Origin of the sequence: Bacillus sp. PS95 (assembly GCF_037963565.1) — a bacterium.
Lineage (GTDB): Bacteria > Bacillota > Bacilli > Bacillales > Bacillaceae > Bacillus > Bacillus subtilis.
On the sequence record NZ_CP150160.1, the window covers coordinates 555,001 to 567,532 of the forward strand.

Annotated in this window: 12 protein-coding genes and 1 pseudogene; 9 read left to right on the forward strand and 4 right to left on the reverse strand. The window is 40.6% G+C overall.

Annotated elements, in window-relative coordinates:
* Positions 1–24 precede the first annotated feature (24 nt).
* Positions 25–1,416, forward strand: coding sequence for a PLP-dependent aminotransferase family protein (locus NSQ12_RS02935; protein ID WP_339175865.1), 1,392 nt, complete (start codon positions 25–27; stop codon positions 1,414–1,416).
* Between the two features lie 194 nt (positions 1,417–1,610).
* Positions 1,611–2,036, forward strand: a complete 426-nt coding sequence (locus tag NSQ12_RS02940; RefSeq protein ID WP_003234221.1) for a MaoC family dehydratase — start codon at positions 1,611–1,613, stop codon at positions 2,034–2,036.
* A gap of 52 nt (positions 2,037–2,088) precedes the next feature.
* Here the strand turns inward: NSQ12_RS02940 and NSQ12_RS02945 are convergent, their stop codons facing one another.
* Positions 2,089–2,661, reverse strand: a complete 573-nt coding sequence (locus NSQ12_RS02945) for an alpha/beta hydrolase (protein WP_003234219.1) — start codon at positions 2,659–2,661, stop codon at positions 2,089–2,091.
* Positions 2,662–2,742: 81 nt separating this feature from the next.
* The gene (locus tag NSQ12_RS02950) at positions 2,743–3,072 is read right to left on the reverse strand and encodes a winged helix-turn-helix transcriptional regulator (RefSeq protein WP_003243941.1); all 330 of its coding nucleotides are present in this window, start codon (positions 3,070–3,072) and stop codon (positions 2,743–2,745) included.
* A 254-nt stretch (positions 3,073–3,326) separates the two neighbouring features.
* Here NSQ12_RS02950 and NSQ12_RS02955 point away from each other — a divergent pair, with 254 nt between their 5' ends.
* The gene (locus NSQ12_RS02955) at positions 3,327–4,199 is read left to right on the forward strand and encodes a YitT family protein (protein ID WP_029725818.1); all 873 of its coding nucleotides are present in this window, start codon (positions 3,327–3,329) and stop codon (positions 4,197–4,199) included.
* Positions 4,200–4,360: 161 nt separating this feature from the next.
* Here NSQ12_RS02955 and NSQ12_RS02960 read toward each other — a convergent pair whose 3' ends face one another.
* Positions 4,361–5,548 (reverse strand): MFS transporter, encoded by a 1,188-nt coding sequence (locus NSQ12_RS02960; protein ID WP_029725819.1) that lies wholly within the window; start codon positions 5,546–5,548, stop codon positions 4,361–4,363.
* Between the two features lie 203 nt (positions 5,549–5,751).
* Here NSQ12_RS02960 and NSQ12_RS02965 point away from each other — a divergent pair, with 203 nt between their 5' ends.
* From NSQ12_RS02965 to NSQ12_RS02985, 5 genes and pseudogenes are all read left to right on the forward strand, one after another.
* Positions 5,752–6,348 (forward strand): TetR/AcrR family transcriptional regulator, encoded by a 597-nt coding sequence (locus tag NSQ12_RS02965; protein WP_003244147.1) that lies wholly within the window; start codon positions 5,752–5,754, stop codon positions 6,346–6,348.
* 593 nt (positions 6,349–6,941) lie between these two features.
* A complete protein-coding gene (aseR, locus tag NSQ12_RS02970) occupies positions 6,942–7,277 on the forward strand; it encodes a metal-responsive transcriptional regulator AseR (RefSeq protein WP_003243257.1) in 336 nt (111 codons plus the stop codon).
* 12 nt (positions 7,278–7,289) lie between these two features.
* A complete protein-coding gene (locus NSQ12_RS02975) occupies positions 7,290–8,597 on the forward strand; it encodes an arsenic transporter (RefSeq protein WP_339175870.1) in 1,308 nt (435 codons plus the stop codon).
* A 58-nt stretch (positions 8,598–8,655) separates the two neighbouring features.
* Positions 8,656–8,900: pseudogene (locus tag NSQ12_RS02980) on the forward strand (hypothetical protein).
* 189 nt (positions 8,901–9,089) lie between these two features.
* Positions 9,090–9,875, forward strand: a complete 786-nt coding sequence (locus NSQ12_RS02985; protein ID WP_326145372.1) for a GNAT family N-acetyltransferase — start codon at positions 9,090–9,092, stop codon at positions 9,873–9,875.
* Positions 9,876–9,931: 56 nt separating this feature from the next.
* On the opposite strand, the gene NSQ12_RS02990 is transcribed toward NSQ12_RS02985, so the two are convergent.
* Positions 9,932–10,852 (reverse strand): EamA family transporter, encoded by a 921-nt coding sequence (locus NSQ12_RS02990; RefSeq protein ID WP_339175874.1) that lies wholly within the window; start codon positions 10,850–10,852, stop codon positions 9,932–9,934.
* A 132-nt stretch (positions 10,853–10,984) separates the two neighbouring features.
* On the opposite strand from NSQ12_RS02990, the gene NSQ12_RS02995 reads away from it, so the two are divergent.
* Positions 10,985–12,433 (forward strand): PLP-dependent aminotransferase family protein, encoded by a 1,449-nt coding sequence (locus NSQ12_RS02995; protein WP_249852790.1) that lies wholly within the window; start codon positions 10,985–10,987, stop codon positions 12,431–12,433.
* Positions 12,434–12,532 lie beyond the last annotated feature (99 nt).

Below are 12,532 nucleotides of genomic sequence, written 5' to 3' on the forward strand. Positions count from 1 at the left end.
ACCAGTTAGGAGAGCAACGCGCAAATGGATATCACGCCTTTTTTGAATAGAACTCTGGATATTCCGCTTTATCAGCAGCTTTATCGGTATTTTAAAGAAAATATGCATCGGGGCCGTATTCAAAAAGGAATGAAGCTTCCTTCAAAAAGACTCTTGGCGAATCAGCTTTCCATCAGCCAAACGACTGTAGAACGTGCCTATGAACAGCTCGCTGCTGAGGGCTATATTGTGAGCAAGCCAAGAAGCGGGTGGTTTGCTGATTATCATGATTCTAATTTTGCTTATGATAGAATGCCAAGCACAACACCCATCCAACAAGAAGCAGAAGAAAATAAACAATGGATTGATTTTCATTATGGAAATGTAGATTCTTCTTACTTCCCTTTTTCCGCATGGCGAAAAAGCATGGTCAATAGCTTAGACCAATATGGACACGAGCTTTATCGGCCGGGACATGTTTTAGGAGAGTTTGAGCTGAGAACACTCATTGCAGAGTACCTGTATCAATCTCGGGGTGTTCATTGCGGCCCTGAACAAGTGATTATAGGTGCCGGGAACCCTATTCTGCTGCAAATCTTGTGCCAAGTTTTTGAGCCGAATATTTCTATAGGGTATGAGGATCCTGGTTATCCAAGAGCACGCAAGATTTTTGAAGCCAACCGCATGAATATTGTTCCTATACCAGTCGATGATGAAGGAATCTGTATACAGAAGGTCAAAGAACAGCAGCCAAACCTTGTATATGTCACACCTTCCCATCAATTTACGCTGGGAACCATAATGACAATAAACAGAAGAATTCAGCTGCTCAAATGGGCGGCCGAAAATCAATCCTTTATCATAGAGGATGATTATGACGGGGAATTTAGGTACACAGGACAGCCGGTTCCTTCTCTGCAAGGGCTTGATCAGCATAACCGTGTCATTTATATGGGCACTTTTTCTAAGTCTCTTTTGCCCTCGCTGCGTATCAGCTATATGATTCTTCCTTCGCCTCTTTTAAAAAAGGGGCATGAAATCACGTCCTTATATAAGCAGACAGTGTCCTGCCACAGTCAGCTAACCCTAGCTGAATTTATAAAAAATGGAGAGTGGCAAAAACACATCAACAGAATGAGAAAACTTTACCGCAAAAAAAGAGCCATTGTATTAGAGGCAGTGCAAAGGGAATTAGGAGAGCATGTCAGAATCCGCGGAGAAAACTCTGGGCTTCGTATCTTACTTGACGTTTATTTGCCATTTGGTGAAAAAGAGTTAATTGAGAAGGCGAAAAAACATGGAGTAAAAATTTATCCTGTTTCTCTTTCTTATCAAAATCATCCTCCTGCAAAAACGGTCTCGCTCGGGTTTGCAGGGGTTTCTGAATCCGACATAAGAGAAGGCATAAAAAAACTGAAGGCTGCCTGGAAGATATGAGGGAGCTTTCAGTTTAGCAAAACGGCCAAGTGACGGAACTAAGTGTTGAGAGCTGTTCAATATTTTTTAAGTATATGATGAGTGCCAGCAGTCCAGCCCACGATATGTCTGTTTAGCGAAAAACAGAATTTTTTATTTGCTCATCACAGTGCTAAAATAAACAAAATAGACAATTGAAAAATAGAGGTGTAAGAATGAAGTTAGATGAGTTTACAATTGGCCAGGTCTTCAAAACGAAATCATTAAAAGTATCAAAAGATGATATTATGCGGTTTGCGGGTGAATTTGACCCTCAGTATATGCATGTAGATGAAGAAAAAGCGAGTAAAGGCAGATTTAATGGAATTATCGCTTCCGGCATACAAACACTGGCCATATCTTTTAAACTTTGGATTGAAGAAGGTTTCTATGGAGACGATATTATAGCCGGAACAGAGATGAATCATATGACATTCATAAAACCCGTATATCCGGATGATGAATTGTTTACAATTGTTGAGGTTCTTGATAAGCAGCCAAAGAGAAATGAATTGGGAATACTCACAGTATTGCTATCTACTTATAATCAAAAAGAAGTAAAAGTGTTTGAAGGTGAGTTATCTGTATTGATCAAACGATAACTCAGAAAGCCCGCTTTTCGCGGGCTCGATTGAAGCAGCTGGGTGAAAGATGTTAGCGGGTTTCCTTTGAAAAATAAGAGGTTAAAACATCATAAACAATAGGCAAAGAAGTAAATCCCTCATCTTCTAGAAAATGACCTCCGTGCTGAACTTCATATAACGCAGCATCAATTTGTTGTGCCAGATCCTTGCTGAATGAAAAAGGCACAATTTGGTCGTCCTTAGAAGCAATGACAGCACGGTGCTTCGCGGACTCGATGATTTTTTGATGATCAAACGATCCCTGTGTAAATTCATCTAACATCTGTAAAGTGGGCAATGATTTGGCAAAGCCGGAAACAAGTATGATTCCGCCAAGCTGTTTTCGTAATTGAAGATGTTCCAAAAATCTCAAAATGGCGGGGCAACCTAAGCTGTGCGCAACCAAATACGTATTTTCATGTAAAGTGTGCTGATATAAAGAGAGTGTATCCAGCCAATCCTCAAGTCTTGGCTGGAGCGGATTAGGCATGTTTAAAATGTCTGCTTGGACCCCATCTGCGAGCAGACGTTTTTTCAGCCAAGGGAACCAATGATTTGTTGAGGAGGCTCTGTAGCCATGAATGATATAGACTTGTTTTGTCATTATTTCCTCCTAAGAAATATTTTCATTCAGTATAAAATTCCTCTCATTGGGAAACAAGTACGCACTTTTTTGTAAGTAGCTTTACATATGAGGCCCTCCTTGTGCCATTCCCCACTTACACATCTCATCTATGAGGGGATACAAAGATCGCCCTCTGTCAGATAACGAATACTCTACTTTCAGTGGGGTGTGAGAAACCTCAGACCGATGAATAAGGCCGTCAGTTTGCAATTCCTTAAGCTGTGCGCTTAACATTTTATGGGTGATGAAGGGCATAGCCCTTTTCAGCTCGCCGTATCTCATCGTTTTTTCACACCCTAACTCATAGAGAATTCTCATTTTCCATTTGCCCCCTATAAGAGATAAGGTGTATTCAAATGGGGCTTGTTTACTGCGGCACAGGCTATTCATTGTAATCAAACCTCCTTTTTTAAGTATCATATCAGAATAAATTAGGATTTTCGGTGTTGAAGTTTGAGGGCGATTCACGATCTGAAGTGAAAGGGGCCGCTTGCTCAACAGGCGGCACGGTACATGAATGTTCTAAGTCAAAGAGGGTTACCTTACTGTTAGTTACTTTATTTAAAAAAACGCATGTTTTTAGCTGAAAATATCTATTATGGTATATTTAAATATAAAGAAATATTTGAGAAATGAGGAATGGTATGAATACACCCAAAAAACATAAGAAATTTAAAGCGAAAATGATTCTCCAAATCATCATGGTTATCATTGGAGGAATCATAGCGGCATATGGACTAGAAACAGTGCTCATTCCAAACAGTGTATCTGATGGAGGGGTGACGGGTCTTAGCATCGTTGGTTCACAGCTATTCAACTTGCCGCTGGGGATTTTGATTGCAGTGATCAACATTCCATTTGTCTGGTTAGGATATAAGCAAATTGGGAAAAGCTTTGCATTATTATCAATTATCGGAATCGTATCGCTTGCCGCGGGGACAAGCTTTTTCCACCACACACCCGCCATCATAGAAGGAGATACCCTGTTAATTACCGTTGTCGGCGGGATTATCCTTGGATTCGGAATGGGGCTGGCGCTGCGTAATGGCGGCGCATTAGATGGAATTGACATGCTTGCTGTGCTGCTATCCCGAAAACTGCCATTCGGAACGAGCGATCTCATTCTATTCTTAAACCTATTTGTGTTTATCTTTGTTTCCACAGTATTTGGCTTACAAGGGGCATTGCTTTCAGTCATTGCTTACTACATTGCATCCAAAGTGATTCATGTTGTGGAGGAAGGCTTAAGCGGCTCTAAAACCTTTCAAATTATTACAACCCAACCTGAATTAATGGTAGAGACAATACGTGATCAATTAGGCCGAAGCGCCACATATAAAGAAGCTTACGGGGGTTTTTCCCACGAGAAATTTAAAGAAATCACATGTGTCATCAACCGTTTAGAAGAAACCAAGCTAAAGGAAATTATTAATGATATTGATAAATCCGCCTTTGTCACCGTATATGACGTAGCTGAAGTGAAGGGCAGCAATTTTAGAAATCTCAATCATCATTAGAAAAAAGAATGACCTTAACTGACATGCCGCCGATAAATATAATCAAAAACACTTTTTGAGGGCTTGAGGGTGTAACCGTAAAGGTCTGAATTATAGAAATACCAAGGGTGTCAAAACCCTTGGTATTTTTTCTGCCAAAAATAAGCCATTTTGGTGAAAGATTATTTCTCTGTGATGAAATAAAGCAAAGCGATGACCGGAAAAGCGATTCCAATCCATAATGCTGTACTCCATCCCCCTGAGGCATATGCCCATCCTCCAATTGATGACCCTATCGCACCGCCTAGAAAGAAGATCGCCATGAATAATCCGTTTAATCGACTGCGAATTTCAGGCGCCAACGAAAAAATAGCACGTTGACTGAGCACGAGGTTTGCAGATACACCCATATCTAACAGAATAGCTGCGGCCACTAGAACTGTTATACCGACGGGGGAGCTGCTCTGAATCATGAGCGGCAGTAATAAAGAGACAACGACAACACCGAGAGCGATTCCAGTGGCAAGCCGGGTCAAGCCTCGATCAGCCAGCCGGCCGCCTATTGGTGCAGCGACTGCACCCGCAATGCCCACCAATGCGTAGAGTGCTATTGCCTTCTGAGAAAAATGAAAATCAGGACCCGACAATAATAAAGGAACGGTAGTCCAGAACAAGCTGAAAGCTCCAAATACAAACGCATGATAGATGGCACGGCGGCGTAAGATTGGAGTCGTGCGCAGCAGCTTCCACATTGAACCGAGTAAGGCAGTATAGTTTGTATTTGCTGTTGGTTTTCTGGCAGGAAGCACTTTTGATAATACGATGGCCAGGATAACACTTACCACGGCGGACAAAGCGAATATTGCATTCCACCCCCAGATATCAGCGACTAGACTAGATATCGGACGGGAAAGCATAATACCGAGTAATAAGCCGCTCATGACATTGCCAACAACCCGGCCGCGTGCAGCGTCTGATGCAAGGTATGATGCAAATGGAACAAGCACTTGGGCTGCGATTGATCCCAATCCGACGAAAAACGCAGCTGCTAAAAAAAGTGTTCCATGCTTCACAAATGCTGTTAGTGTCAAAGCCGCTGCGCTTAGAAGGAGCGATACAACAATAAGTTTTTTGTTTTCGATAATATCTCCTAAAGGGACAAGGAATAGTAAGCCGGCAACGTATCCGATTTGGGTGAGTGTGACAATCAATCCAGCACCGCTTGGAGAAAGTCCAATTGCCTTACTAATTAATCCGACCAAGGGTTGTGCATAGTAAAGATTAGCAACAATGATACCGCATGCAGTTGCGAGAAGAAGGGTTAAACTGGGTGAAATCCTCTGACCTGCTTGTTTGTTTCCATTAGCCATATGAATGAACTCCTTTTTAAGTGGTTTTTTGAGTGTAATCATGACTTCTCACAAGTGATTTTATAAACTGAACGTTCAGTTTCGTCGATTAATAAAAATAATATACTAAACGTTCAGTTTTGTAAATGGATTTCTGTTTTCTTTTTTTATTCAATTTAAGTATACTGAACGTATAGTTTATATTGCGGGAAGGAATGATTTATGTGCAGAGTAAACGAGGGCGGCCGCGTGATGAAGGAACGCATAAGGCGATTCTCTCTGCAGCCTATGACCTATTGCTGGAAAAAGGCTTCGATGCGGTGACAGTCGATAAAATTGCCGAGCGTGCGAAAGTGAGTAAAGCAACGATTTATAAATGGTGGTCTAACAAGGCTGCCGTTATCATGGACAGCTTTCTTTCGACCGCGACGGACAGGCTGCCTGTGCCTGATACAGGGTCGTCAGTACAAGATATAGTAACCCACGCCACGAATTTAGCTAGGTTTTTGACAAGCCGGGAAGGAACCGTTATTAAGGAATTAATAGGTGCAGGGCAGTTGGATGAAAAATTGGCAGAAGAATATCGCACGCGATTTTTCCAGCCTCGCCGCCTCCAAGCGAAAGGCCTTCTAGAAAAGGGAATTCAGAAAGGTGAATTGAGAGAGAATCTTGATATTGAAGTAAGCATAGATCTCATTTACGGACCAATTTTCTATCGTCTGCTTATAACAGGGGATGAGGTGAATGATTCCTATGTGCGTGATTTGGTGATGAATGCGTTTAAGGGAGTTCAAGCTACCTCTGCTACAGAGAGTATGTAGCTGATAAGAACTGCAAAAGCTACGGATTATATGACAAATTGGTTCTCTCTAATCGCAAAGTGAGATATAAGATTTTTGTTGCTGAGCGCAATTATCGGATGTCGAAAAAGAAGTCATTCAATCGTGAATACATAACATCATATTATTACATTTCCTTTTCATCGATTGGAACAAGGGTTCTATACTTCAATGGAATATCGCAAAGTTGGAGTATTTAAAGAACAGGGGAAAATCGATGGCCATTATGTAGGTGTCATGGCAATGGAAAAAATACTTGCAATGTAAACAGGCCTCTAAAGAGACCTGTTTTTTAATATCCAGATGATTGTCTAGTTTCAGCTTGGGCTCTATGACCACTCCCATAACTGAAATAGTCTAATATTTATACCAGAAGGGATTGTTTATATAAATAAAAGTTTATATAATGACGGGGGCGCTAAGGAAACGCGGGGAGCGACTCAGGTTTTCGTTTCAAAGTTTTGATCCTTAAGATATACGGAGCGCTACATATGGAAACGTAAAGGGGAATGTATAATCATTTGGCGTGTATATAACGATTTGCTTATATATTGATTTGGGAAGGAGGAGCTCATATGACGATTGATGTTGCGGCGATGACTCGTTGTTTGAAAACACTTAGTGATCAAACTAGGCTTATCATGATGAGATTATTTCTTGAACAAGAATATTGTGTCTGTCAATTGGTTGATATGTTCGAAATGAGCCAGCCCGCCATAAGCCAGCATTTGCGGAAATTAAAAAACGCAGGTTTTGTGAATGAGGACAGAAGAGGCCAATGGCGTTATTATTCAATAAATGGGTCATGTCCTGAGTTTGATACATTGCAATTGATCTTACATCAAATCGATCAGGAGGATGAATTGTTAAACCATATCAAACAAAAGAAAACTCAAGCGTGTTGCCAGTAAGGAGGCATTAGATTGACATCAATGATTTTGGCAGTATTCATCTTTTTATTAACTCTAGTATTGGTCATATGGCAGCCGAAAAATTTATCTATAGGGTGGTCAGCCTGTGGAGGCGCAGTTTTAGCTCTAATAGCAGGTGTTGTCAATTTTCATGATGTGTTAAATGTGACAGGGATTGTTTGGAATGCGACATTGGCTTTTGTGGCCATCATACTGATATCGTTAATTCTTGATAATATCGGTTTCTTTGAATGGGCAGCGCTTCATATGGCTAAGGCTGCAAAAGGAAACGGTGTGCGGATGTTCGTTTATGTATCTCTATTAGGAGCTATCGTCGCCGCGTTATTTGCAAATGACGGTGCAGCTCTTATATTGACACCAATCGTATTAGCGATGGTCAGAGCATTACATTTTAATGAAAAATTAGTTTTTCCTTTTATCATTGCCAGCGGATTTATAGCGGATACCACTTCGCTTCCTTTAGTAGTGAGCAATTTGGTCAACATTGTTTCAGCGGACTATTTTCATATTACGTTTATTAATTATGCATCCAGAATGGTTGTCCCGTACTTGTTTTCGCTGCTGGCGAGCATCATTGTACTTTACCTTTTCTTTAGAAAAAGTATACCAAAACGCTATGATCTGACTGAGGTTAAAAAACCTGTTGAAGCAATTAAAGATCAAAACATGTTCAGACTGTCATGGTATATCTTAGGGCTGCTGTTAATTGGATATTTTGCAAGTGAATTTTTTTCTATCCCTGTATCAGTGGTAGCGGGCAGCATTGCGATCATTTTCTTAATCGCTGCGCAAAAGAGTCCGGCCGTCCATACAAAGAAAGTGGTGAAAGAGGCACCGTGGGCTATCGTATTCTTTTCAATTGGCATGTACGTTGTTGTGTATGGTGTCCGAAATGCTGGATTAACGGATGTCCTTTCAGATGTGATTCAAGCCGCAGCTGATCAAGGATTGTTTGCTGGGACAATTGGAATGGGCTTTATTGCGGCGATTCTTTCTTCCGTTATGAATAACTTGCCGACTGTTATGATTGACGCATTGGCTATTGCCGGTACAGATACACATGGGATGATGAGAGAAGCGCTTATTTATGCAAATGTGATCGGTTCAGATTTAGGGCCTAAAATAACGCCGATTGGTTCCTTGGCGACATTATTATGGCTTCATGTTCTTTCTCACAAAGGTATGAAGATTTCCTGGGGCACGTATTTTAAAACAGGAATTATCCTCACGATACCCACTTTATTGATCACACTTGTCGGCCTGTATATTTGGCTGCTTGTGATCCATTCATGTTTCTAAAAGGACAAGGTCACTATATCAAGGAAAACAATGCACTGGTAACTCTTGCCGCAGCCAAATGGCTGAAGGGTGGGGGAAAAATATCTTGGAGACAAGTGGAATGTGTACAGCGCAGGAATCGAAGCTCATGGATGACATCGAGTGCTGTCAAAGCAATGAAAGAAGCAGGGATTGATATTTTAAATCAAACATCGGATAAATTTGATGATCCGGCAAAAGCACACGGAACAGAAGAAGTGTTTCCAAAGGGTCCGTGATGAAATTGGTGACCGTTTAAAACAGTTTGCTGTAACTGGGGAATAAGAAATCGATATACTCAGCGTTTCCTTGGGTTTATATAATGCAATGTGTTGTTCAACAGGTGTCTGCGAGCTGAGTGCAGACACCTGTTTTTATTTGTCTGAGATTCGTAACAGGGAAGTTATTTAGCTGGTGACAGAGGAAAATTGATTTTGTGAACAGAATCAAGAAGAAGACGGTGTTTTAAAGGAGTTGTCTGTTTTGCAGGAATTAACAAAAGAAAAGTATAGTAGCTTAAAAACAATGTTTGATGACAAATATTGTCCCACATTTGTCTATTCAATATTAGACCAAACCATTCCGGGAGCTGTTTATGCAGATGATCAAACCTTTCCTAAATCGTTTTTTATAGGAACTGAATCAGGCATTTATTTTATTGCGGGAGACCAAGGGAATCGGGATTTTCATGATTTCATTGCAGGATATTATGAAGAACAAGTGAAATCATCAAAACGATTTACCTTGTTTTCTTCCAGTGATACATGGGATAGCGTACTGAAACCCTTACTGAAAGATGACTTGAACCAAATGAGAAGAGCTGCATTTTCTTATCAACCAAAATCTTTCAAAAAGACTTTGCAACTGCCAAAGGGTCTTGTATTGAAAAGAATAGACGAAGACATCATTTCACACAGCACAGCGTTTAACAGCGCTTATTATGAGGAGTATTGGAATTCTGTCTCACAGTTTGCTTCAAAAGGTTTTGGATTTGCTGTATTACATGGCAATCATGTAGTAAGTGAGTGTACCTCTATATTTTTAGGGCATAATCGAGCGGAAATGGATATCTATACACTTGAAGAATATAGAGGATTGGGGTTAGCTTATTGCGTAGCAAATAGGTTTATAGCATTTTGTATGGAAAATGGGATTGTTCCTAGCTGGGATTGTGATATCTGCAACACTTCGTCCATTGCATTAGCAGCTAAACTAGGGTTTAAGCCGGTAACGGAATACACTATTTACTACTCTGGCTAATCTTAATGAAAGAACCTTAAAAGGAGATACCAACCGATGTTGGTATCTTTTTTGTTTTAGAGTTTTTTTACCCTTTTAGCAGAAAAATGGGTGATGAAAATCTTATTCATTTTATTTACTTTTAGGTAGGTAAAACATACCCCGCCAACTGTAACCACTCCGCCTAGCAGAGAGAGCAATGTGGGTATCTCGCCGATCCAGAGCCAAGATATGATCAAGGCTAAAGCCGGTGTAACATAAAGTGAAAGGGTTGCTTCTGAACACCCGACGAGTGAAGTGACATATGCTAGTGCGAAGTAAGGAATAACCGTCGGCAATAATCCTAAGTAAACGATAGACAAAGTTGCGCTTATTGAAGCGTTCATCATCTCTTCGCCTAAGCCTGGCAGAAACACAAGCATAGGTATTGTTCCGCCCCAAATGGTGAATGTAACGAATGGAATAAAACCATATTTTTTTATATAGCGGGCTTGAAAAACGAAATAAATACTCTCCGAAAATGCTGCCAGCAGGATGACCAAGATACCGCTCATTGAATATGTAAAGTCTCCCGCCCCAAATGCAATCAATAATACACCCAATAAACTGATCATAGAGCCAAGCCATTTCGTAAATCCAAAATGCTCTTTATAAAACAGGCGGGATAGCATGGCTGAGAAGATCGGTGCCGTAGTAACGAGTAAGCTTGCAACTCCGGCACTAACTGTTTTTTCACCGATGTTCAGCAAAATGTGATAGAGTGCAAATCCTAAAAACCCTAAAAGAAAAATGGCAGGAATGTCTTTCAAGTCGGGTAGGCGCATCTGAGTCAAAACAGCAAAAAGCAATAATGCCATAGAGCCGATTAACAAACGAAATAAAGCAAGGTGTTCTGGTGTGTACCCTTCTAGTCCTGCGCGAATTCCCGGAAAAGCAGATGCCCATAAACCAATCATGAGACTATGAGATATCATTATTTGAACTGTTTTCTTTCGCATTCCTCTCACTCCTCTTTACAAAAACCAACCAGTTATTTAATGTGTTTTTATATTAATAAAGATTTGGTGATATGGCTTCAACCAGTTAAACGGATTTTGACCCAACCAATTTATTTTAAGGAGACCGATTCTATGAGCTTTCCAGAAGAAAAAAAGATGAAAAAGCTCCCTAAGTACAGACAAATCGTTCATTTTATTAAAGAGAAAATAGGAAATGGCGAGTGGCCGATTGGAAGCAAGATTCCAAGCCAGCGCACGCTTGCAAAAGATTTTCAGGTAAATCGGAGCACAGTGATTACAGCGTTAGAGGAATTGATGGCCGATGGGTTAATAGAAGGCACAATGGGGAAAGGCACAGTTGTTATCAACAACACATGGACACTGATGGCTAAGAATTCTGCTCCCGATTGGGATCAATATGTCACCTCTGGCATTCAGATGCCAAGCCGGAAAATCGTTCAAGAGATCAATCAATCGGAATCCAATCCGGATCTGATACAGCTCAGCAAAGGTGAGCTTTCACCTGAGATTTTTCCTTTGGCTGTTATGAAAGAGATGATGGGGAAGGTATCTCATCACATGGAGGCATTCGGTTATGAAGAACCAAAAGGTTACTTACCTTTGAGGGAGGCATTAAGCAACTATTTAAAAACCATTGGAATCAACGTCTCATCTTCTTCCATTCTGATTGTCTCAGGAGCGTTGCAAGCCTTGCAGCTGATATCAATGGGGCTGTTACAAAGAGGATCAACCGTTTATCTTGATCAGCCCTCCTACCTTTATTCATTACACGTATTTCAATCAGCTGGTATGAAGCTGACTGGACTTCCTATGGATAATGAAGGACTTTTGCCTGAAAATGTTCATTTAACAAGAGGAGAGCGGGGAAGGGCTATCTTATATACAAATCCATGTTTTCACAATCCGACTGGTATTCTTATGTCTAAAAAGCGGCGGGAAGAAATCCTAGCAGTAAGTGAGAATACACAGCTTCCTATTATTGAAGATGACATTTATCGTGAGTTATGGATCGATGAAATTCCGCCATATCCTATTAAAACAATTGATAAAAATGGACACGTACTGTACATAGGAAGTTTATCGAAAACATTAAGCCCAGGTTTGAGGATTGGATGGATCGTTGGACCGGAACCGGTGATTGAACGTTTATCTGACATTAAAATGCAAACAGATTATGGATCCAGTTCGCTATCCCAAAGAGTAGCGGCAGAGTGGTTTACTTCCGGCCACTACCAGCAGCATGTAGAAAAGGTTAGGCAGCAATTAAAGGTGAGAAGAGAATTGGCCTTGAGTGCTTTAGAAACTCATTTGAAAGATGTGGCGACATGGAATATCCCAAAAGGAGGGTTTTTTGTCTGGATAAAAATATTGCCTTCCATATCAATGAAATTACTTTATACTAAAGCCTTATCAAAAGGGATTCTGCTCAATCTCGGCAGTATCTATGCTCAGGAAAAAGGGAATTATATTCGCTTATCATATGCTTATGCATCTCTTGAAGACCTTCAAAAGGGGATTTATGAGTTGGGTTTAATGATTAAAGAATTGGCAAGCAGGTAACTTTTATATCCTTAAATGGATGTTTCACTAAAAAAGAGATCAAGCCTAATGATCGCTTGATCTGATAATAACAAGGGTTACTAGAATAGACCAAATCAT